Source organism: Paenibacillus sp. NPDC058367 (genome assembly GCF_042723305.1).
In the GTDB taxonomy this organism is placed as follows: domain Bacteria; phylum Bacillota; class Bacilli; order Paenibacillales; family Paenibacillaceae; genus Paenibacillus_AQ.
This window is the reverse complement of sequence record NZ_JBHXIZ010000006.1, coordinates 225,311-249,021: the sequence shown is the minus strand read 5'-3', so window position 1 is coordinate 249,021 and position 23,711 is coordinate 225,311. Positions and strand designations below refer to the sequence as shown.

The following is a 23,711-nucleotide window of genomic DNA, read 5'->3' as shown; positions in this document are numbered from 1 at the left end:
TCATGACAGAGACCATAAATACCTGGATAGATTGGCTGCTGCAAACGCTTGGCCTTAGTGGACCCTCTATTTTATTTGTGACGATTCCATTGGCGCTGTTGCAGAGTATATTAGGATTTTTTCCGTTCGTAATTTTGATTGTCCTCCATGTGTCAGTATTTAACGTTATTGGAGGTATGATAATTAGTTGGCTGGCTTGTAATCTGGGTGGAATACTGATGTACTTCCTCATTCGACGATACCTTTACAATTGGTTTGATCGAAAATGGAGGTCCAAGCTGAAAAGGTATGACAAATGGCAGCGTTACTTGGACCGATATGGAATTTGGACGCTGGTCCTTCTACGTACGATTCCCATTATTCCGAACAATGTAATCAATTTTATGTCCGCTGTTTCACCGATAAAAGCATCATCTTTTATTTGGGGAACCGTGCTTGGGAATCTGTCTTACATTTGGCTATTCGGTACGATCGGCTCAAGTCTAATTGTCCCTAGGGAAGAATGGAATGGATATATTACTTGGTATGCCGTGTTTATCGCTATTCTAATCGGTATCTTTATACGGCGGCACTGGGACCATCTACAGGAAGATAAACGGAGTAGAATGCACTAATATTAATTGATCATCAAATAAATGAAGAACGTTTCTTTGGCATTATCCGCCGGAGGGAACGTTCTTCTTTTTTGTCTTCTTTCCGAATACCTTAAACTAAGTGGAGGTGGCTTGACCTCTACGTAAGGTGGGAGGGACTATCGCAATGGGGAGATTAAGAAAATGGGGGAACCGAGGGCTAAGATTACCTGATCTAGGTCAGCTTCGGCTGCCAAAAATAAATGGGGGCGGGACGCCGAGGTTCTCTGGAAGAAGCTCCGCGTTCAAGTCAAAACCTAGTAGGGCAGCGGCAAGACCACAGAGTGCACGCTTTGAAGCTAAGCGAAGTAGAAGTCATATGAGATCATCCAGTAGGGCAGAGAGAAAGATGACCGTTTCCGGCGGAAACACGCGTAAGCCAAGAAGCCGGCGCAAATTTTGGTTGATTGCATCCTTGGTATTGATTGTGCTTGTGCTACAAGCACTGCGATACGTGGAGCTGCACATGAAGCCACCTATCTTGCATTTAGCGCAAATTCGTGTGAAGCAAATCGCAACAGAGTCGATAAATAAAGCGATTACTTCACAAGTTGCGAACGGAGGAAATGCGGAGGAACTAATTGATTGGAAGACCGATAAGAACGGGAAAATATCAGGCTTTATGTTGAACTATGCGGAGCATATGCGTATTACTTCGCAAGCAGCAGAGGTAATCCAGACCACGTTGCAGGATTTGCATAATCAGACAGAATATATTCCGCTCGGTCAGGCACTAGGTAGTCCTCTCATTGCCTCTTATGGACCTGATATCCCGATCAAGATTGAACCGCAAGGTGCTGTTAAGGTTGAACTCAGCACTCGCCAGCAAAATGCCGGAATTAATATGATTTTAGTTGAGGTCTATATCCATATTGTTACGGAGGTAGCGGTGGTTATTCCTTTTGACATGGAGCCCCAAGTAGTGGATACGGAAATTCCTGTGTCATATTTGATGGTCGTCGGAGACGTGCCTATGTATTACTACGATAATCAGGGTCAGCCTGTCGGAGCTAATGGCAGCAGTGCCCCGGGAATTGCTATTCCTGCACCATCTGTAAGTGGAGATAAAAATGGAGTATCAGATCAGAGCAAGGATACCCCTGGGAATAGCCAAGAGGATAGCAATTCATCACCAGCTGCACCCAATTCTTCGAATACAGGCGCAGCTCATACAGAAGAAGGCGGCAAAGGTGTAAATGGAGGGAATTAAGGGATATCGTGCTTAACCGCTCATAGACTATAGGTAGAGTTGCTTTAAATAAATGGAGCGTGAGTCCTAATGTCACATGAATCGCTGAATATGGAACGCTTGGCAGGGAGATATGGTTTCCTTGAACGTGCCGGACTTCTACCCTTGCCTAGTGAAGATGGGATTTCTATTGTAGTTGAGCTTAGCCGTATGGAATGTGCCAGGGTCTGTTTACCCCTGCTGCTGCGCCACTCAGGAGTGGCTGTGCGCATTATTGCTGTTTCAATGACGCCCGATTTCCCCATGGAGGTATTAGCAAGACAGTTCTCGCCAGAGGAACCAGTGCTCTTCCTACCCTATGAGAAGGAGGAGTATATGCCCAACCTAGCTCTGGCACATATCGAGACCACCTTTGCTGTTCTGCTTGAAGATTCGATTATGGTATCGCCTGGCTGGTTAAGCGAGTTAATGTGGGCTTCCTTTGATGATGCTTCCGTTAGAGTCATTGCTCCGCGTTCTTCTACCGAGAGGGGAGAAGGGAAGAAACGGCTTCACTTTGGTACTCATCATGAATTAGCTGAGCATGTAAGCTACAGTCTTGGGCGGTATCAAGGCGAATGGCGCGAGGTGGAAGTGCTAACCGGATCTTGTCTTCTATTCACTAAGGAATTGATTCAGCGAATTGGCGGCTTTGACACCTCGCTTCAAGCGCGGCATCTCATGATAGCTGACTGGTGTCTCCGAGCGCGGCAGATTGGAGCGAAACTGGCACTGAGTGAAGCTGTGTATGTTCATGCTATCCAGTCACTGGATAGATACCTGAGAACGAAGGACGAATCCAAACAGACGAATGGCTGGCAGACATACTACAAGAAATGGGCACTTGAAAGCGGGATAGAGAACGAAGGACTTTTAGTACCGCCTACTGAATCCCTAAAATTTCCACAGCCGGTTATACCATTGGGCAGGATATCCTTAGCTTCTCCGTTGGTAACGGCCATAGTGTATTGTGATGAAGCTTGGGATTGTGATGAGCTGAAGGAGCAATGGATAGCTGCACGGGAGCAGCAGAGCTACAAGTATATTCGCTGGATTTGGATCAGAGATACTTTGGTGGACGCTGCTCCTGAGTTTCCGGTTAGCGAACATGATGTAGTGATAACGGTTCATGGTGAGGATGTATGGCTACGGACGTTAAAGAACGCATCTGCATTATATGAGAGTGAGATCATTCTGTATTTGTCCACTTCTATTCAATATGAGAAACAGTATATTGAGCGGGTGGTGAAGGCCATAACCCAAGGCTCCGCTGATCTGATCGTAAGTTTATCGACTGAAATGGAGGAAGCGGGGGTTCATTTGCTTGCAGGGGGAGATTCAGTGCTCACGCTACCTCTTGAACGTGTTGCTTACAAAGGAGGGATCGTGCCTGGGATGATTAGCAATAGGAAGTTTACTTCCCGTCAATTGCTGCTTCACCCTAATGCCTCTCTGGTAATAGGCTATATTGGGGATTTGTCCGATTCCAAGGAGGCACACCCATGAAATATTTAATTCTAAGCGGAGGTTCTTGGGAGGACTACGAATATAAAAGATTGCTAGAGCTTCTTCCCGACCGGGAAGGGGTCTGCTTTGCTGGACGAATGACCAGTGAGCAGCAGACTAACAATCAGATTAGGGCAGTTGCGGCTGCAGATATTTATTCTTTGAACATGAAGCAATACACGATTCTTGTCTCTTCTCCTTATTGGCTCACAGAGGTTCTCTCCTTGCAGGCAGCTTATGTAGTGGCTCTGCTAGAACGTTGCCCGGAAGATGAAAAGAAGTGGTTATGGGATAAATACAGCGGTTTGCTTGGCGCAAAGGCTGATCTTGTAGCCACCCGATCTGAACGGATATATCTAGAGCAGAGCCTACGCAGGGAAGGTGTGCTCTATCTCGCCGGGGATCAGCAGGAATCCTATGGAGTTACCTTTCAGGGAGATCGGCTATATTTTCTTACGGATTATGAGGTGCTGTGGAGGAAGGCCATAGTGAACTTGTGGCAGGATTCAACGATATCACCTGCTGATTGGGTTACTATACAGCTTGAGTTGCGGGCGGACTATTACATTTCCATGTGTGCTAAGCTGCCCAGTCAACCTGTTGTACATTACTTGGCAGCTTCCTATCTGTACTTGTTGGGGGATTCCGTAGCAAACCGCTATCTGGCGCAATCCTTTGAGCTCATGGTGCTGTATGAATATTTAGATTGCCTTCATTCACATTTTCGCTTTTTTTCGGCTATAGAGGGTAAGACTGGGGATTTGGAAACTGCTGTTCAACAATATACGATTACGGCATTTACAGCTGAGGAGAAGCGGGATGCGGAAAGACTGCGGGGCTGGCTTCACTCCGGGCAGTACGAACTTGTCCGGGCAGAGCTGTTTCGCTTGAATGAGGATGAAGCTGCGGCAGTACGAATTCTGAGTTCGCTCACTACCTCAGAGGCGAAGCTGTTATTGATTCAGAATTATATTCGGATCTTCCAATGGGAGAAAGCGCTAGAGCTTCAGCAAGATTTGGAGGGGAGTGTTGATGGGACTATAGAAGGCACAATACACTTGCTCCATGGCAGGCGACATGAGGCTATACGCAGCTTCTTGAATGCGGCAGGGCAAGACAATCAGGCGTGGCCGCTTTTATCAGAGATGGCAGATCTAGAAGAGGCGGTAAAACGATTGAAAAGGAGAGTGGAGGGATGAGTAGTCATAGATGGCCTCTCCGCAAAACAGCAGGTAACCGCTTGACCGCTATGATGCAGGTTCGAAACGAAGCTGGAAGGTATCTGGAGCAGGTACTTGAAGAACTGAGTGAGTTCGTGGATGATATTGTAGTTGTTGATGATGGAAGTACAGATCATACGGCACAGTTATGTCGTTCTTTTGCCAAGGTTACGAAGCTTGTGACACTGGAGACCTCCTTGTTTAATCGTGAGTGGGAGCTAAGGCAGACGTTATGGGATTTGGCGGTATCTACGAATCCGGATTGGCTCCTGTCTGTAGACGCTGATGAGTTCTATGAAGAGGCAGCTAAACGGGAGATGAGACGGCTGATTGATCAGGATGTGTATGACTGGGTATCTTTCAGGCTATTTGATTTCTGGGGTGGCACCACCCATTATCGTGAAGATGAACATTGGAATATCCATACGAAGCATACTCGTACACTTGTCCGATATTTGCCGAATTTTCATTATTTCTTCCCGAAAATGGATCATCATGTTCCTAGGCTGCCGCTTTCTTACTCTGTATTACCGGGTTTTCTTGCCGAACTGCGGGTGAAGCATTATGGATGGGCGGTTCCGCCGGAAGAGCTTCGACTTAAATATTCGCGTTATATGGAGCTTGATCCAGAGGGGCGCTGGGGGAGTCTGGAGCAGTACCAGTCCATTCTAGATGCGCAGCCCCATTTGATCGAATGGAAAGAATAGCTCTGAAATCCGAATCTGCCAGTCGGTTAGGTCTGACTGGCAGATCTGACGAGCAGCCCCCATGGGATTTGAACTGAGGAAATCCCATGGGGATAAGCTTTTGCCGCGAGTATGAGCTTGTAGTATGAGAGACCGACTGCAGCGGTAGTTCCCCCGATTCTGCGCAAAGCCATTTCATCTGATTGAGCGATCTTTGGAGTTTCCCCACAGGAGCAAGCTATTGCCACATATAATAGCCATTCGGCACAGTCCGTCGAGGCATTATAATGAGGGGTTTGACTGAGATAGATGGAACACCACTGTTTCTTTACGGGGATAGGAGCCTCAAGCAATCCATAGTATAAGGGCTGCGGCAGCTTGCACCACTGGAATAAAGAGCCCTCTGATTGTCGATAAAGCGATAATACACTATCCCAAGCACCGACCTGAAGCAGCAATTGCATAGCGTAGCTCAGATCAGGAAGAGCAGGCTTAATGTCAGAACGACCTGTTAAGATATGATGAATTGTTAGCATCCCCGGTCTGTATGGCGATATGGAGATAAGCCACTTCATGGCTGATTCAGTATCTCCAGCACGGCAAGACAAAGCCCAGAGATAGCCGAGTATAGATGAACGTTCGGAGAGAATAGATGGATTATGAAGCAGCTGCTCAAGCGGTGCTAGGGTGTGTTCCCCCTCTTGCTGCTGAGTACAATCAAGGAAAGCCTGCACAATGGTTTGAACGGCTAACGGTAGCTGCGAAGCAAAAGAGAGAGTGACCAGCCATTCAAAGTCACGAGCATTGAGCGCCGCGGGCACAAGATAGCCTAAGGTAATTGGTGAGAGAGCGTGGATATGGCAGCGGGTCAATGCGATCATACTTAACCTCTCTCCGGATAGCAGGCTTAGTGGGACAAGCTGTTTCCACGCATCCGTATAATCTGGTTTGAATTGTATAGCATCCTCGTAGTGTTCCCGCGCGTTTGGATATAGAAATAACTTCTCGCATACTCTGCCCGCTAGTAGTTCTGTTCGATACGTTCCACTTCCCGAAGAAGATGGATATGGATGTGCTGTATCTCCGCTCTTCAGTGCTTGCTGCAAGAAGTGTCTAGCTTGTCTAAGCTGTCCTTGTTCGAGCAACAAAGCAGCATAGCCCTCTAATAAATCAGTGAAATCAGGAAACAATAAGCTCCCCGCATGAAAGACTTCCTCAGATTCCTGCTGCCTGTTACATCGTTGTAAGGCATAGGCAGTCTTTAGATAAATATCGGAGGCATACCCGGATTGGGTTGGAACATCAGCGAGTAATGGAAGAAGTACATCTGCCGCTGCATGATATTGTTCCTGTTGATAATGCTCTACCCCTAGTGCATAACGAAGGATTAGATGGTTCGGTTGAAGCTGCAGACCACTATTGATGAGAGCTAAATTGCGCTGGTATTTATTTTTGTGCTGTAGTTCATCCTCTAAATAACCGTAGTGATAAATACGCAATTCAGCGTAAGCGATCTCCCCCGCAGGAAGCTCCCAAATGCTGCTGGCCGTCTCCTCATGAATGATTCCACGAAAGATGATTCTTTTATCGTTTCTGAACAGGCGGCAGACATGATCGGTAACAAAATCCGCTTCAGGGGCGTCACCGATATAGTGGATAATGGGTAGCCAATATCCGTGAATATGCGCTGCGTCCAGCAGGTGCTGGAGCTGCTCCCTCCTCCAATGATCTACAGCCTCATCGGCATCAAGTACTAGAATCCAAGAGGAAGTTGCATGCTTCAGACTTAGGTTTCGTGCTTTCGAGAAATCATTCTCCCAAGTCATATCGATGATCTTTGCACCGAACTTAGTTGCTATGTCTATGCTATTATCCTCAGACCCGGTATCCACAATGATGATTTCTGATACGATTCCTTGCACAGAAGACAGGCATTTCTCCAGGTGGTTCGCCTCATTCTTAATGATCATACAAAGTGTGATATCGGGTGTGGTCATAGGAAACGTCCCTCCTATTCTGAAACTTTGGGAAGCGGAAGAGCTAGGCGTACTCTTTTGACCGCTGGTGAATAGGTAGCAGAAGAGGATAATGAAGCAAGCAGACGATCCGCTAACATAATCTGTGAACGCCCCTGCTCAGATGCTTGATTAAATGCCACTTCTATAGAAATGGGCTGCTCTGTGGCATTTATCAGCTGTGCGGCTGCTTCATTACATCCCTCACTCTGTAATAATTCTAGGAGAATCCTGTTCTTAGTCACTGTGTAGTCTGGCAGATGAGCGTGGAACCAACCGTAAATCTCACTCTCACGACCTGCACATTTCAGGGCTCGTAGTAGCCGGGCAATGACGGGAGTAGGTTCGGGATGAAGCTGTGCGGTTTTGGTGTAACAAGCAATGGCTTCGGTCTCATCACCCATCTCTTCACATAATTGACCCAGCATATAATAGGTTAAATATGAACCGAATCCAGCCTCAGTATGGTAGCCGGGAGGAGCAGCTCCGATGACCAGCGCTTGTAGCAACGATACTTTGGCTTCTGCAAAGGCACCTAATTGTAAGAGTAGAGCCCCTTTGATATGAGCTAAGTCTGGGTAATCCGGATGTGAGCTAATCCCACGGTCACAAGCTGCAAGCGCCCCAGGATAATCTTTTAATTCTGCAAGCGAGCGAATTTCATATTTGTGCAGCAGGTGGATGTAACTTGTATCAGGCGGTGCCTCTTCTAGTGATTGTTGGATATGTTTTAGAGCAGGTTGATACTCCCCCAGACGCATATACTCAACAGCCATATTAAAATGGTGGAAAGGATCTTTAGGATTTAACCTTAGCTGCTCTTTCAGCAGCTCGACATTTCGTTTGATTTTATCTTTCTTGACGACTACCCCTTCTGCGTAACCATAATGATGGATGACTACAGTGGTCAAATGCATCGGTGCCTGGGGTGTAGCTGTTATGATAGCCTCAGCGATCTGTTCATGAATGATACCGCTAAACCGGTACTTAGGGCGATTACGAAACATCCGAATAATCGGATTGACGGTGATCGTCTGTGAAGCGGGGGTTAGCCCTTTATGATTATGAATGCGTAGGAAAAATGCCTCGTACTCCATATGCTCGGCACATAGCAGTAATTCTCCCTTGCTCTCCTCACTTAATTCCTCATCTCCATCTAGAACAAGAATCCATTGTCCATGGGCCTGCTGGAGACCTGCGTTGCGGGCAGCAGCAAAGTCGCCGCTCCAAGGGTGTTGTATGATTTTGGCTCCGAAGCTTAGGGCAATTTGAACTGAAGCGTCGGTGGATCCAGTATCGACTACAATGATCTCATCGACGACTCCGCGTACGCTTTTTAAACATTGGCTCAAGCTATCTCCTTCGTTCTTAACGATCATGCATAAGGAAATTAGTGGCTTTCTTCTTGAGCGGTTCATAGGGATGACCTCCCTTCGCTCTGACGGAAGCTCCCTGAGTGTGCCAAGGTGTACGATTCAGCAAGGTAATGGATTTACGGATAGCTCCGATATCCTCCTGCAATGGGCCATGAGCATGGGCATCCTTTAAACTTTGTAGAGCGTCTTCCATACTCAGTTTCGCTTGCTGAAGATAACAGAGCGATAAGCCGATCCTTGCGGATTCATGCTCAGGCTCTTGTTCCAGCGCTTGCTGAAACCATTCACTGGCTTCGGAATAATGCCCTTTGTCAAAGATCATCTCACCAATATAAAAAAGCACGCTTGCATCGGCGATCTTATCACGAACAAGTACAATAAATTCCTCTCCTGCGGCCTGCCAATTCCCTTCTTTATATAATGCTGTGGCAAATTCAGATCGATAAGCAGGGAACAAGTCCACTAAAGTATGACTAAGTGTGAGCTGATGCAGCTTTACGGATTGCCCGATGAGGTCGGAAAGGAATGAGGAATATATGTGATCTACCTCTATTTCTACCGGACATGCCACTCGTTGGCGTTGGGATCGCTCAATGTATTCCAGTCCAGAACGAAGTTCACCTGATACATGGTTGAGCAAGTCCTTTTTAAATTCTCCATATCGTTCCCATTGGCAAATGGCCCAAAGAGTATACCAGTGCTTTTGATGCTCTAAACCAAGGTGATCTTGGGAAGCCAGTGAGGTCATCTGCCCTATAGCTGTACTCGCGTCTTCTAGCTTGCCGGTGATGATGAGTGATGAGATGATTCTACATGCAGTATCCAATTCCAATGGAAAAATATCTCGGGATAAGGTAGTTATGGTCTCATAAGCGTTTATCTCATATAAACTGTCAATGATCGCGGATCTACTGATTGAGGTAGTTGGGGGAACGAGTTGGATTAGTAAAGTTGCGATTTCCTCATCGGGGACAGCTAAGCGTTGAAAAGCAGCAGCAATCCCCTGCAAGGCGGGCGTATATAAAGAATGGTGTTGAAGTGCACGATGAAAAAATCTCGCAGCATCCTCAAGAAGACCAAGCCGCTGTGAGATTAAACCCATCCGGTATAGGGGGCGAAAGGTACTCATTCCTTGTTCACATACATATTTTCCGCTAAGCACCTCATGCTCAGGAATGGACTCTGCATGTTGATAAGCTAATAGCGCACGTTCCAAAAGGCCTTGGCTCTCCAAAGATTGCCCTAACAAAAAATGCAAATCAGGATAGTCGCCATAACGTTCCAGTTCAATCATCAGCAAGGGGTCGATCGCATTCATTTTTCCTTGAGCATGATAAATTTTACAGAGATCCCTAATCATCGTAGGACGATAGGAGGCTTCGAGTACTACATGGTGAAGGCCTTGACGAAGCAACGTCTCAGCTTCCAGAAGACGACCGTCCTGACAGAAGTTTACTGCTAAATTATAGGAGTGGAAAGGATCATCCGGATATTCGGTTAAAGCGAGGTGCAGCAGGTGTCTATTTCGATTGATTTTATCTTTTCGTGTCATGATTTCAGGTAAATATCCAAAGTGTATAATCTCAAGTTGACTGTGCTCAATCGCCGAGAGGTTATGTTTGCTAAGGATTGAAGTGTCAATTCCCTCATGAATTCTTCCACTATATTGATAACCCTGTCCATTTCGGAATAAGCGGACTGCACTGTGTTTTACCTTATCTTCAGGTCGTACGCCAACCCAATTATCAATGTTTACTGTAAAAGCCTGAGCTTGTGTGTTCTGCAGAAGGCTGCGGATTTCTGTAAGTGGGGTCTGCAAGCACTCATCGGCATCAAGGATAAGAATCCAATTTGTTGAGGCATGAACGAGCCCTTCATTACGAACTGCCGCGAAATCGTCTGTCCATTCCCGTTGGAAGACTCTAGCCCCGTACGCTTCGGCAATAGCTATGGATTCGTCGGTAGAGCCCGTATCGATCATCACAATTTCGTCAGCACCAGCTATGCTTGCGAGACAGTGAGGTAGGAGATCAGCTTCATCTTTTACGATGAGGTGGACGCCAAGCGTAATATTATTCACGGTTGTTCCTCCTTGAAAAGCATTATGTGTTTGTTGCACATATGTATAGCTGCTGACACAAGCATAAACGCCTTCGGCGTCCTTATAGTTAAAGAAAAAGCACATGGATATCCATGTACTCTTTCTTGTTACAACATATGATGGTCATTTGGATTACGTGCCCTGAGCATTGAAACTTACATTGATCGTGGATGCAGAGCCAGAATTGGCTGATTGATAGGATAGGCGGGTGTATTTCAGGAATCTGGCTGGCACGATGACATCGATAGAGCCTGCTGCTAAAGGATTATCCCCCGTGGTATCGACGAAATAGTTCGTTCCATCAGCACTGATTTCCACACGTGTGTTGACCGGATTTGCCCCAGTATTGTTAATGAAGAAGGAATACGTTCCCAGTACGCTCGTAGTAACGGCTGGTAGAGGTGTATAGGTATTAGCAGTCGCAATACCTGTAGTGGTCTGTTCTATAAAGCTGCGTTGTGAAATAGAAGTGACACTACTTAGAGTACCAGCTGTGATTGTAGCTCCGAGCACACTAGTGATGGTGCCGTTAAGGATGTTGGTGACTGTACCTGCGGAAGATAGAGTACCAGCTGTGATGGTGGCACCGAGTACGCTGGTAATGGTGCCGTTTAAGATGTTGGTGACTGTACCTGCAGATGACAAAGTACCGGCAGTAATCGTAGCTCCGAGTACGCTGGTGATAGTCCCGTTAAGGATGTTGGTGACTGTACCTGCGGAAGACAGAGTACCAGCCGTGATGGTAGCTCCGAGCACGCTGGTAATGGTGCCGTTTAAGATGTTGGTGATTGTTCCTGCTGAGGACAAAGTACCAGCTGTGATGGTGGCTCCGAGTACGCTGGTGATGGTGCCGTTTAAGATGTTGGTGACTGTACCTGCTGAGGACAAAGTACCAGCTGTGATGGTAGCTCCGAGTACGCTGGTGATAGTCCCGTTAAGGATGTTGGTGACTGTACCTGCGGAAGATAGAGTACCAGCTGTGATGGTAGCGCCGAGCACGTTAGTGATGGTGCCCTCAAGGATGTTAGTAATAGTACCTGCGGAGGACAAAGTACCCGCGGTGATCGTAGCGCCGAGCACGCTAGTAATGGTGCCGTTAAGGATGTTTGTAACTGTTCCGGCGGAGGATAACGTACCTGCTGTTATGGTTGCCCCAAGCACACTAGTGATTGTACCGGCAGTAATGGTAGCACCGAGCACGCTGGTAATGGTGCCCTCAAGGATGTTGGTAATAGTACCTGCGGAGGACAAAGTACCGGCAGTAATCGTAGCGCCGAGCACGCTAGTAATAGTCCCGTTAAGGATGTTGGTAACTGTTCCTGCGGAGGACAAAGTACCCGCAGTAATTGTAGCGCCGAGTACGCTAGTAATAGTCCCGTTAAGGATATTGGTAACTGTACCTGCGGAGGACAAGGTACCGGCAGTAATCGTAGCGCCGAGTACGCTAGTAATAGTCCCGTTAAGGATATTGGTAACTGTTCCTACGGAGGACAAGGTACCGGCAGTAATCGTAGCACCAAGCACACTAGTAATGGTGCCGTTAAGGATGTTGGTAACTGTACCTGCGGAGGACAAAGTACCGGCAGTAATTGTAGCGCCGAGCACGCTAGTAATGGTGCCGTTAAGGATGTTGGTAACTGTACCTGCGGAGGACAAAGTACCCGCGGTGATCGTAGCGCCGAGCACGCTGGAAATGGTGCCGTCAAGGATAATCGTTGTTAGATTTCCGCTTGGATCTGTAGTGAGTGGATGATCAATCAGCGAGGCATCCCGGCCGAATATAAGCGTTCTTAGATTATCAGGATTCGCTTGAAAAGAGCTATAGTTAGGCAAAGTTCCTCGTCCTTTCCTTATAAATGATTGAGTTATACCAAAAGACTGGGCTTGGACGTATACACAATCTTGCTTGCCAATACCTTTTGAATGTAGCGTGGAGGCGGAGACTAACAGGGTGATCTCCCTGATTCTTAATTGTGTAAGAGATCATCGTTTTAGCTCCGCTTTTTTTTGTTTTATTTTGCTGCGCTTTTTAAGCTCCGGCCGTTATGGATTTCATTCACTTCCTACGGGCTTTCTGGAACTCAATCCATGAAAAGGCCCAAACCGTCGTTTGAGCCCTGAGCCTAAAAATAAACCGCAGTCCAATAAGCTGCAAACCGATAGGGACAATCCTTAGCCATTCGAATGGTTTGATATTAATATATGGTGGGAAATAGGGGGTGATTGGGCAGAAAAAGCAATATACGCACATTCCCACAACCTGTTAATGAGTGTGGCATAAAATAGAATAAGCTTAAGTACGGGGAGGATAACTCATGCCGAACGACTCAGTATTCAATCAGAGTAGCCAGCCACTTTTTACAGAACAAGTCAATACGTATGTTGCACCTGGTATAGATTCAGCTCCTGAGGGGGGAGCAGCTAAGGCGGGGTTATTGTTTGGAATCCCATTTACTTCTACGGTAACGACGGCTGCCCCGTTAGTTATTCAGATTAGTAATCCGGGAGGAAGCGGACGTACCTTATATGTATCCCGTGTTACTGCCAGCTCAGCGACGGCGGCGGTTACTTTATCACTACTTCGGAACGCTACGGTCACCGGAACCACCGTTACACCGATTAATTATAATTTTGGCAGTGCGTTAACCAGTGTTATGACGGCAAGAACCTCTACAGCTGCGCCTACTGGAGGTCCGGCTACTCTAGTATCTCTATTGCTGGCGGTCGGTCCGGTCATTGTTGATTTTACTGGACAAATTGTTGTTCCTCCCGGAAATTCCATCACTACCTCCGTAACGATTGCATCGGGGTCATCAGCGGCGACAACGTCTATCAGCTGGTGGGAATATTAGAAACAGGAGGGGATAAATATGCCTAATCAATTTGTATTTAACGACAACGATCAACCGCTTTATGTGGATATGGTGAACACCTTCCAAGCGCCAGATATTAGCGCGCCGCCTGAAATAAGCGCTTCGCAGGCTGCAGTCTTGTATTCAACTAACACATCCGCGTCTAGTTTGGTCGTACTTAGTCTAATCTCCGCAATCGCTTCTATTCGGATTAGCAATGCTTCAGGCAGTGGGAAAACTGTTTATATCTCACGTATAAGCGGCAGTATTGGCGGTTCTTCTCTACTATCCGCAATGTCGGGTAGCTTTACAATTGTAAAAGGAGGGACGGTAACTTCACCAGCAATCTTAACGCCAACGAATAATAATTTGGGCAGCTCGGCGACGAGTGCGATGACCGTTCAGTCTTCCACAGCAGCCATTAGCGGGGGAACGACGCTTTTCAATTATCAATTGGCACCGGGGGCTTTCACACAGAACTTTACGGGCAGCATCATTGTCCCGCCTGGGACTGCTATTTGTGCTAACGTAACCTCATCCAGCTCCGCCGTAGGTTTAACGATTACCTCAGCGTTGGGTCTTCTTTGGTGGGAACAATAGCGTTCTTGCTGCGAACCATTCACAGAGCTGAACCTTGACATCACTTGGGTTGAGGTTTTACATAAAAGGGTGGAATGTATAGAAAATAAAGGGGATTGGCATTATACAATAAAGTTGCATGTCAGATTGGAATGTGAAAAGAGGGACAATTATGGAAAGTTGTTTATTTATTCATGGCTTTACCGGAGGTGAGCATGAGATCTCTCCCTTGTCCCAGTTTATGGAGCAGCATAATTACCGTTCCAGAACGTTTACACTGAAAGGGCATGGGGGGAGCAGGAATGATCTATTGCATTCGGATCGACATGATTGGCAACAGAGTGCTGAAGATGAATTGACAGAGCTGTTAAAGACGGATGAAGGTGTTCATCTGATCGGCTTTTCTACCGGTGCCCTTATTGCTTCACATCTTTCTGTACGGTATAAACCCTGGATCAAATCCCTTACTTTATTGTCCACTCCCGTATTTCCGCTGAATCCTGTGGAGATTCTTAAGACTCTTGGGAGCTTTTCCATGCTAAAAACGTATATTAATAAATTCACTTCAACGCCCCCAAGGGCGACGAGAGAGTTTCAACGATTGGTCCGGGAGAGTTTTTCAATCTATCCGCATATTGAGACTCCAACCTTGATCGTGCAGGGTAAGCGAGATCATTTGGTTAAGACTCGAAGCGCTGACTTCCTGCAGCATACGATTCCTACAGCCCAAAAACAGGTGATAATGGTGGATAACAGTGGTCATATGGTTTGTCATTGTGAAGATAAGGACCGGATTATGAATGAAGTACTGCATTTTATTCAGAGTGTAGGAAGCTAAGCATATAAGGTGAATAATGAACCCCAAAGAGCCCCCAATAAGGAGGCTCTTTTTCTTTGAAATTTTAAATTTTATATCTTGACAACGCATTCACAATCATGGTAATTTTTAGTTGGGAAACCGGTTTCCCTAAAATTATTTGTTTTTTGTGTTAAAGACGTTAAAAACATTAGAGACATCACTGGGCGGGCTTGGTTTTTAATCAAGGAAGTAGGCTTTAGAGTGTTATGAATACGCTTTAATAAGAGAGGGAGATGCACGCAATGAAACGTAGGTTATGGTATGTACCCGTTCTAATTACATCTATTCTTCTTTCTACCGTGATTAATTTGTTTGTCTTAACACCGCAAAAAGCTGAAGCGGCAAGCATCGGCACGATTAATGAGAACGACACTATTTATCAGATTATGGTTGACCGATTTAATGATGGAGATACTTCCAACAATGCTACTGGTGCGGCAATTCGCTATGGAGAAAACTCTGAGGAAGATTTCCGTTATATGAAAGGCGGAGACTGGCAGGGGATTATCGATAAGCTATCATATATTAAAAATATGGGCTATACCGCGATTTGGATTTCCCCAGTGGCTGAGCCACAAATGACTAACCGGGAAAACAACGGTACCGGTAAAAATACAGCCTATCACGGATACAACGTTAAGAACCCTAACGCTGCCAATCCATACTTCGGAACGAAGGAGAAGCTGAAAGAGCTTGTGGATTCCGCACATGCGCTTGGCATCAAAGTAGTGATTGACGTTGTGCCAAACCACGTCGGTGATTATATGCTAGGTTCCCAAGCCTATTATGATATCCCATCATTACAGCCAGTGGCTCCGTTCAATAATCCAGCATGGTACCACCATAATGGAGATATTAACTGGTCTCTAGCGGATGGAAGATATGATCAGTGGGCGCAGGATTACTTAGAGAATCATGATTTGGGCGGGCTAGATGACATTGATTTCGATGTTCCTGCGGCTAAGCAGGCGATATTCGATTCCATCAAAGGCTGGTTTGATTATACAGGCGCTGACGGTGCGCGTGTGGATGCTGCCAAGCTGATGAAGCCAACAGATATTGGTGAACTACAAAATTATCTGGGCGTTAATACATTTGGCGAGAATTTCGACGGAAATGCTGAATTTGTCTCACGTTGGGTCGGAAACAATAAGGAATGGGGCATGCTCGATTTCCCAATGTTCTTCTCCGTACTTAACAGCTTTGCTTATGGGCAGTCTTTTGAGTCCAATATCAAAAGCACCTTGGCACAGGATTCCTACTACAACGGGAATGCCAATCACATGGTTACCTTTATCGACAATCACGACCGCAACCGTTTTCTAACGGAAGCCGGGGGAAGCGTTGATAAGCTGCAGAATGCTTTAACCTTTATTTTTACAGTTCGTGGAACACCGGTTGTCTTCCAAGGAACAGAGCAGAACAAAGGCAATGGCAACAGTCAGATCATGACAGGCGGTATTGCGGATACTTGGAACCGTTGGTCTATGGTGAAACGGGATGCAAGCGGAAACGTGATTGAGAACTATTTTAATGAAAATGCCAGCACCTACAAGCACGTAGCCAAACTTAATGAAATTCGTAAAAATAACCCAGCACTACGTACAGGTACTCAACGTGAAATGTGGGCTGCACAGAACTTATATGCCTTCTCACGTCGTATCGACACTGGAACTAATCAAGGTCAAGAAGCTATCTCTGTATTTAGTAATCAATCTAATGGTTCGCAAACGGTAACTATCCCGCTACGTGCCGAGAGTAGTTTGACCGCAGGAACAGTTTTGTATAATCAGCTGAATACTGCAGATACAGTGACTGTACAATCAGGTGGAGTAACTGGAAAGCAAATTACTGTAACTGTAGGTGCGAATTCAGCCAAAATCTATGCGAAACAACAACAACCATCAGAAACAGTTCCTCCAACTACTCCGACTAATGTAACGGCAACTGTTCAGAATGCATCTAGCGCTTTGATCAGCTGGACGGCTTCTACCGACAACGTAGGCGTAACTGGATATGAAGTTTATCGTAATGGTGTCAAGGTAGGCACAACGGCGACTACATCCTATACGGACAATGGTTTATCCGCTAGCACTACCTATAACTACACGGTAAAAGCATTTGATGCCGCAGGCAATCTATCTCTTCTTAGTGCGATTGCTTCTATTACAACACCAGCAGGGAACAGTGTCACGATTTACTATAAGCAAGGTTATACCTCGCCTTATATTCATTATCGCCCAGTAGGAGGTACATGGACGACATCTCCGGGTGTGGCTATACCTGTATCTGAAGTAGCCGGATACAACAAAATAACGATTAATATCGGTTCCGCCAGCCAGCTTGAAGCATGCTTTAACAACGGCAGTGGCACATGGGACAGTAACGGGGGGAGCAACTATCTATTCGGTACTGGAACCTGGACTTATACGCCAACAGGAAGTATTACATCGGGTGGACCAGTGACACCAACGCCAACACCAACAGTAACACCGACGCCAACATCAACAGTAACACCGACACCGACACCGACACCAACACCAACAGTAACACCGACACCAACGCCGACAGTAACCCCAACGCCTACGCCAACGGTAACCCCAACACCAACGACTACACCGACTGGCAACACTGCAACGATCTATTATAAGAATACGGCTTACAGCAGCTCTTACATTCATTACAAGCTGGATGGGGCGACAGTCTGGACGACGGCTCCTGGTGAACAGCTTCAAGCTTCTTCTTTCCCAGGATATAAGTCGATCACAATTCAGCTGGGCACTGCAGCCGGACTGACCGCAGCCTTTAATAATGGCAGTGGTACATGGGATAACAACGGCAGCAGTAATTACCATTTTGATGCTGGAACCTGGAGCCTGGTGAACGGAAGTATCAGTGCAGGGGAACCTCAAGCAGACAGTGTGACGTTTCGTGTAAATGTTCCAGCGTCTACTCCGGCGAGCGGACCTGTGTATCTTACCGGTACCTTCAACAGCTGGAATGCAGCGGATCCAGCCTATCAACTGACTAAAGGTAGTGATGGGGTGTACTCCATCACACTGAGCTTACCAGCAGGAACAGCGGTGCAATATAAAGTTACGCGGGGCGCTTGGACTAATGTAGAGGTAAACTCGAACGGATCGGACATTTCCAATCGAACGCTTACTCCAGCAGGCGGCGCACAAACAGTGAACCTGACCGTGCAGCGTTGGAAAGATCTATAAGTTACTATAAGAGTGGATCAAAATACCTTTCACATGCCAAGGAGCGGCCCCCGTGTGGGGCCGCTCCTTGGTAAGTAGTACGAAGCTTTTTCATTGTAGAAGATACAATAGAAAAGTAGTCCAATTATGAAGTTGCTCCAGAGAATTTAGCTCTCATCGTGGATTGACGAGGAATTAGTTCTGGCTCTAGTAGCAAATGCTTGTGGGGCGCATCATTGCCACGAATGCGCTCCATCAGCAGCTGCCCTGAAGATACACCCAGCTTAAACGTATCGATATTAAGCGAAGTTAAAGGAGGTGTTGTATATCGGGACAGCGGATATTCATCGAAAGCGGCGATGCCGAGTTCAGATGGAACATCAATTCCGAGTGCTTTTGCGGCTTGAAGCACCCCAAAGGCTACATAACTGTTCATACACACCACAGAGTCTGGCCGTTCTTCACGCTGCAAAAGCTCAAGTGCAGCATGATAGCTTTCATGTTCATCAGCCTTGCAGTTAATGATCCATTGCTGAGGAACGGTAAGGTCAGCCTGCTGTAATGCGCTTAAGTATCCACCTAGGCGATGTGTATAAATTTTTTCCTGCTGCTGCCCGCCTATGAAGGCTATCTTTGAATAACCTTGTTCGATGAGATGCTCGGTCAGCATGTTGCCGCCTGCTTCATTATCGAAATCAACCCAACTTCCGGGGGTCATAATCTCTCCAATGGAGATGTAAGGAAACTCCAGTTGATTCAGTTCTTCAGATAGCTCTTCAGTCAGCACGGAGTTGTTGGCAATAATACCGTCGACACGTTTGCTAAACACAAGCCTATTTAGAAAATGGCCTTCTGGACTGCTATGTTGCACATTGGAAATGGTCAGCTCGTATTTTAAAGGTGCAATTACGCTCTCGATTCCACCAATAATGTTGTAGAAGAATTGGTTCAGAAACTCACTTTCTTTAGACATATCGACCAGTAAGCCAATATTGCAGCTGCTTTGTCTAGCTAACCCAGTAGCAATACTGCTTGGCGTGTAGTTCATTTGCTTCATAATCTCTCGAACCTTTTGTTTCGTTTCCTGTGATATTTTTGGGGAATCATTTAGTACTTTAGATACAGTAGATTTAGCCACATTGGCTGCTTTAGCAATATCAGAAATCGTTACTTTCATCGTCGTCCCTCATAACTTGAAAACGGTATTTGTAACCATAATAACACAAATTTAGCAGTCTCTCTAATGATGTATGAACAGATAGATAGAACGATAAAAGTATAGAAGGAGTCCATAAGTTATGCCTCAATCATGGTTTGTATATCATACAAGTGAAGATCCATTTGCCTATCCTGTAGGTACAGGGACCCTGAAGCTCAGATTATTTACACAAGCTGGACAGCAATTATCCTGTACCGTAATCCACTCGGATCGTTATGATTCTCCGGGGCAAGAAGTTCCTTTGCAGATGGAGCGGATTGGGTCGGCCGGTATTTATGAGATTCATGAAGCAATTATTCAGACCAGCACTAGAAGAAGCAGATATCTATTCCATATAGCGAATGCTGCGGGGCAGTATATCTGGTATGGAGAGAGGGGCGCGTCGGAGAATCGGGAGCGTGCAGGTTCTTTTCAATATGCATATCTTCACCATTCTGAGGCTTTGAAGTTACCGTTATGGAGCCAGGATGCGGTGACCTATCAAATTTATCCTAGCAGCTACAATGGTGGAACTCTAAAAGGCATTACGGACAAAATACCTTATCTACAGCAGCTTGGTGTGAACACTATTTACATGACGCCTGTATTTGAGTCTCCTTCCGAGCATAAATATAACACCTCCGATTATTATAAGATCGACCCTGCATTTGGCGATGTAGATGGATTGAAGACGCTAGTCAGTGAGGCACATCGTCATGGAATTAGGGTCATTTTGGATGCCGTGTTTAATCATTCGGGAGATCAATTCTTTGCTTTTAAAGATGTGATGGAAAAAGGCGAGCAGTCTCCATATAAAGATTGGTTCTTTATTCGTTCTTTTCCCGTAACACAGACGCCTGCCCCGAATTATGAGACATTCGCTAAAGCTGAAGCGCATATGCCTAAGCTGAATATGGATCATCCCGAGACGGCAGATTATATGATTGGAGTTGCCAAGTATTGGATTCGTGAAGCAGAAATAGACGGCTGGCGTCTTGATGTAGCGAATGAGGTCAACCCGGCTTTTTGGTCCCGGTTTCAGCAAGAGCTCAAGTCTGAATTTCCTGAAATTCTACTCATTGGAGAGATAATGCATGCTTCTGGGCCTTGGCTTAGAGGGGATCAATTCGATGGTGGCATGAATTATGTGCTTCGGGATGCCGTGCTGGAATTCTTTGCAGAGCAGTCAACAGGGCCAGATCGCTTTATGGAGCAAGTACTCCATCAGGAGGCGTTGTATAATGACCAGGCGAATTCGGCTATGTTTCAATTGATTGGCAGTCATGATACGTTGCGTTTTCTTACAGCGTGTAAGGAGGGGGGGCGTGGCTGGGACCGCGAGAGTACGGCAATACAGCGCATGAGGTTGGCAGTTTTTTTTCAGATGACTTATATCGGTATTCCGATGATCTATTATGGGGATGAGGTTGGGATGGAAGGAGCTACGGACCCTCACTGTAGAAAAGCTATGGTATGGCAAGAGCAAGCTCAAAATACAGCGCTGCTGAAGTGGTATCAAGAGCTGATTTTCCTAAGAAAAAGCTGTGATATTCTACGAAAAGGTAAGTTTCGTCCTTGGTTCACGGATGAAGTCCGTAATGTCTTCGGTTATACACGGGGAATAGATCAAGAGAAGATAGGTTTAATTATCAATAATTCTCCGAACGCGTACGAGCTTGAGCTTAATGTATATCGTTCGGATAAGAATTTGCTTACTGATTTACAGTCAGGAGCTACTTTTAAAAATAATAACAAGCTTATAGTGAGCATTGAACCGTTTGGATGTTTAATGTTGTACTAAAATAGTATAAGGCCTCTCTTCAAAAGAAGGGGCCTTATTCATCAAGAAACGGGTGTCATCTCCAAAGGATGGCGAAGCCGTTTCTTTTTTAAAATTTAAGAAAGTATAAGATTATCCTTATATTTCTCGCATAAACGCTGACCGTCCTTTAGGGACGCTAAAGGCGTTTTTCCTTGTTTGTAGCACTTTTTTTATTTTTGTTCTTTAAGTCTCTATACTCCTGATTCTCCCATTGTTTTAGCAACGGAAAAGGGTCAAAAGCCCATTCAGTAATCCCTCGGTCACGGTAGATGCCAAAATGTAGATGTGGCGGGAATTTCCCTTGTGTTCCTGGATTTCCGTAACCTGAGCTGCCAACCCAGCCAATGATTTCACCTGGTGAGACGATATCTCCACGAGAAATGGATTTGTTATACCCGGATAAATGGGCGTAATAATGGTAACGGTTCTCGATATCACGAATTCCAATTCTCCAGCCACCGTAGCGGTTCCAGCCTTTAGTTTCCACTAAACCAAAGCAGGTGCTGCGTACTGGCATACCTTGCGGTGCAAAGAGGTCAGTCCCTTCGTGAATACGTGCCCCACCCCAGCTTCTGCCGGTTCCCCAAGTGCTACGATAAGAATAAGAATTACTTAAGGGAAGTGGAAAAGCATTACCTGATAGGTCAAGCCGACCAAAATGTTCATATAGCTTGGCGAACTGAGCTATGCGCTGAGAGGCACGACCATTGTGATAATACTCCCAAATGCCAATGCTGAAATCATTAGGTGAATCACCATATTTCTGCAAGTGTCTAGCCATACTATATAGAACATCAGCATCATTCTCTGGATCGGCGATTCCATCACCTGAGCCATCACGGCCGAAGCCGTTAAAGAAAGTGATGGATTCAGGAGAAGTATCCTCCTGATCCGGGTTGAGTGGACCGGACCATACGGGTGCTGGAATCATGATTCCAGTAAGACGGTTGGTGACGGGTTTGTCTGAGGAACCTTTTTTGGCGATGGTGCGTTCATATTGATCAATGGCTGCGAATCTAAACCAAGGGATTCCAGTGGCTGCACTCAGTTGATCATAAATCCCCCTACGGGCAGACCATATGGATTCTTTGCTAGCATTAACAGAATTGCCGCTGCTTTCCACCGGTTGGACTGTAGCCTGTACTGCAGCTGCTGGAACGGGAAGGCCTAAACCACCCCAAAGGATAGCGGCCGCGGACAGACATAACATAGATCTCCGGTTATTAGTATTCTTAAATAGGGCCAGCAAGATAACAGCCTCCTTTTGTCCGGGCGTAGAATTGAATGTAGGCACTTCGGATAAAGCTTTTATTATAGATTGAAGCAAAAGGCTACTTTTTATCCGTTCTTGTCTAAAGGTACCAGTAAATTCTTCGCCGGAATCGAAATTGAGATGCCCTGCATATTTCACAAAAACAGGCAATTGTAAAGCGCACATGGTATAATATGAGGCAGCATCTTTCATCTGCAGCATCACATTCAGGAGGAAGCGGGGTTTAATATTTTGACGAATAAAACAGCAAAGCAGCCTAAGCCGGATTGGATTAGAATCAAGCTAACTACCGGTGATAACTATCAGGAAATCAAGAGCATGATGCGTTCTAAAACTTTACATACCGTATGTGAAGAAGCTAGGTGTCCGAATATTTATGAATGCTGGGCAAATCGAACGGCTACCTTTATGATTCTTGGTGATATATGTACTCGCGCATGCCGTTTCTGCGCTGTGAATACAGGGTTGCCGACAGAGCTGGACCTGCAGGAGCCTGAACGTGTAGCAGAAGCTGCAGAGGGAATGAACCTTCGCCATTGCGTGGTGACCAGTGTGGCACGTGATGATCTTGCGGATGGTGGCGCCCAGATTTTTGCTGAGACGGTAGCGGCAATTCGTAAACGCCTTCCGTTATGTAGTGTTGAAGTATTGATTCCAGATTTCCTGGGAGAACGGAATAGTCTAGAGATTGTTATGAACAGTAATCCAGACATTCTTAACCATAATATTGAGACGGTGGAACGGATGTCAGACCGTGTTCGGGCTAAAGCGAAGTATCGCCGTTCGATGGAACTGCTGCGCAGAGCTAAGGAAATGAAGCCGGATATTCCTACCAAATCAAGCATTATGCTTGGAGTCGGTGAAGAGTGGGATGAGATTTTACAAGCAATGGATGATTTACGAGCCGTAAATTGTGATATATTGACTTTAGGACAATACTTACAGCCTTCTCCAAAGCATTTGAATGTGGAGAAATATTATCCACCAGAGGAATTTGCGCTGCTTAAGGAAGAGGGATTGAAGCGTGGCTTTAGCCATGTGGAATCAGCTCCGCTTGTTCGCAGCTCTTATCGTGCGCATGAGCAGGTGAAATCTGCTGCTCAAGCTCGTGAGGAGCGCACGGTTTCTTCTAGTTAATTTTTTTGAAATAGTGACAAAGTC

Annotated in this window: 17 protein-coding genes; 11 read left to right on the top strand and 6 right to left on the bottom strand. The window is 46.0% G+C overall.

Annotated elements, in window-relative coordinates; genetic code table 11:
* Positions 1-2 precede the first annotated feature (2 nt).
* The 5 genes from ACFWMP_RS26525 to ACFWMP_RS26505 all read left to right on the top strand — a co-directional run bounded on the left by ACFWMP_RS26525 (position 3) and on the right by ACFWMP_RS26505 (position 5,293).
* Positions 3-614: a TVP38/TMEM64 family protein gene (locus tag ACFWMP_RS26525; protein ID WP_076285278.1), complete on the top strand. Its 612-nt coding sequence runs from the start codon at positions 3-5 to the stop codon at positions 612-614.
* A 145-nt stretch (positions 615-759) separates the two neighbouring features.
* The gene (gene yunB / locus ACFWMP_RS26520; protein WP_371915736.1) at positions 760-1,842 is read left to right on the top strand and encodes a sporulation protein YunB; all 1,083 of its coding nucleotides are present in this window, start codon (positions 760-762) and stop codon (positions 1,840-1,842) included.
* Positions 1,843-1,911: 69 nt separating this feature from the next.
* The gene (locus ACFWMP_RS26515) at positions 1,912-3,366 is read left to right on the top strand and encodes a glycosyltransferase family protein (protein ID WP_379425219.1); all 1,455 of its coding nucleotides are present in this window, start codon (positions 1,912-1,914) and stop codon (positions 3,364-3,366) included.
* Positions 3,363-4,565, top strand: a complete 1,203-nt coding sequence (locus tag ACFWMP_RS26510) for a hypothetical protein (RefSeq protein ID WP_379425217.1) — start codon at positions 3,363-3,365, stop codon at positions 4,563-4,565. Before ACFWMP_RS26515 ends, ACFWMP_RS26510 begins: the two co-directional genes overlap by 4 nt.
* Complete coding sequence (locus ACFWMP_RS26505) at positions 4,562-5,293, top strand: glycosyltransferase (RefSeq protein ID WP_379425215.1); 732 nt, start codon at positions 4,562-4,564, stop codon at positions 5,291-5,293. Before ACFWMP_RS26510 ends, ACFWMP_RS26505 begins: the two co-directional genes overlap by 4 nt.
* A 26-nt stretch (positions 5,294-5,319) precedes the next feature.
* Here ACFWMP_RS26505 and ACFWMP_RS26500 read toward each other — a convergent pair whose 3' ends face one another.
* The 4 genes from ACFWMP_RS26500 to ACFWMP_RS26485 form a co-directional block, all read right to left on the bottom strand.
* Complete coding sequence (locus ACFWMP_RS26500; protein ID WP_340972767.1) at positions 5,320-7,269, bottom strand: glycosyltransferase; 1,950 nt, start codon at positions 7,267-7,269, stop codon at positions 5,320-5,322.
* Positions 7,270-7,283: 14 nt separating this feature from the next.
* Positions 7,284-8,705, bottom strand: coding sequence for a tetratricopeptide repeat-containing glycosyltransferase family 2 protein (locus ACFWMP_RS26495; protein ID WP_379425212.1), 1,422 nt, complete (start codon positions 8,703-8,705; stop codon positions 7,284-7,286).
* Complete coding sequence (locus tag ACFWMP_RS26490) at positions 8,656-10,743, bottom strand: glycosyltransferase (protein WP_379425210.1); 2,088 nt, start codon at positions 10,741-10,743, stop codon at positions 8,656-8,658. The genes ACFWMP_RS26495 and ACFWMP_RS26490 overlap by 50 nt, the downstream gene beginning before the upstream one ends.
* Positions 10,744-10,896: 153 nt before the next feature.
* Entirely contained in the window at positions 10,897-12,597 is a 1,701-nt protein-coding gene (locus ACFWMP_RS26485; RefSeq protein WP_379425209.1) for a DUF6385 domain-containing protein, read from the bottom strand.
* Between the two features lie 482 nt (positions 12,598-13,079).
* On the opposite strand from ACFWMP_RS26485, the gene ACFWMP_RS26480 reads away from it, so the two are divergent.
* The 4 genes from ACFWMP_RS26480 to ACFWMP_RS26465 all read left to right on the top strand — a co-directional run bounded on the left by ACFWMP_RS26480 (position 13,080) and on the right by ACFWMP_RS26465 (position 18,278).
* On the top strand, positions 13,080-13,616 hold the full coding sequence (locus tag ACFWMP_RS26480) for a hypothetical protein (protein WP_042191654.1): 537 nt from the start codon (positions 13,080-13,082) through the stop codon (positions 13,614-13,616).
* An 18-nt stretch (positions 13,617-13,634) separates the two neighbouring features.
* The gene (locus ACFWMP_RS26475) at positions 13,635-14,216 is read left to right on the top strand and encodes a hypothetical protein (protein WP_076300362.1); all 582 of its coding nucleotides are present in this window, start codon (positions 13,635-13,637) and stop codon (positions 14,214-14,216) included.
* Between the two features lie 151 nt (positions 14,217-14,367).
* The gene (locus tag ACFWMP_RS26470; RefSeq protein ID WP_042191649.1) at positions 14,368-15,033 is read left to right on the top strand and encodes an alpha/beta hydrolase; all 666 of its coding nucleotides are present in this window, start codon (positions 14,368-14,370) and stop codon (positions 15,031-15,033) included.
* A 263-nt stretch (positions 15,034-15,296) separates the two neighbouring features.
* Positions 15,297-18,278: an alpha-amylase family glycosyl hydrolase gene (locus ACFWMP_RS26465; protein ID WP_379425206.1), complete on the top strand. Its 2,982-nt coding sequence runs from the start codon at positions 15,297-15,299 to the stop codon at positions 18,276-18,278.
* A 124-nt stretch (positions 18,279-18,402) separates the two neighbouring features.
* Here the strand turns inward: ACFWMP_RS26465 and ACFWMP_RS26460 are convergent, their stop codons facing one another.
* A complete protein-coding gene (locus tag ACFWMP_RS26460; RefSeq protein WP_379425204.1) occupies positions 18,403-19,434 on the bottom strand; it encodes a LacI family DNA-binding transcriptional regulator in 1,032 nt (343 codons plus the stop codon).
* Positions 19,435-19,555: 121 nt separating this feature from the next.
* Between ACFWMP_RS26460 and ACFWMP_RS26455 the strand changes: the two genes are divergently transcribed.
* Positions 19,556-21,256, top strand: coding sequence for an alpha amylase N-terminal ig-like domain-containing protein (locus ACFWMP_RS26455; protein WP_379425202.1), 1,701 nt, complete (start codon positions 19,556-19,558; stop codon positions 21,254-21,256).
* A gap of 157 nt (positions 21,257-21,413) precedes the next feature.
* Here ACFWMP_RS26455 and ACFWMP_RS26450 read toward each other — a convergent pair whose 3' ends face one another.
* On the bottom strand, positions 21,414-22,487 hold the full coding sequence (locus ACFWMP_RS26450) for a M23 family metallopeptidase (protein WP_081383020.1): 1,074 nt from the start codon (positions 22,485-22,487) through the stop codon (positions 21,414-21,416).
* 294 nt (positions 22,488-22,781) lie between these two features.
* Between ACFWMP_RS26450 and lipA the strand changes: the two genes are divergently transcribed.
* Complete coding sequence (gene lipA, locus ACFWMP_RS26445; protein WP_042191639.1) at positions 22,782-23,687, top strand: lipoyl synthase; 906 nt, start codon at positions 22,782-22,784, stop codon at positions 23,685-23,687.
* Positions 23,688-23,711 lie beyond the last annotated feature (24 nt).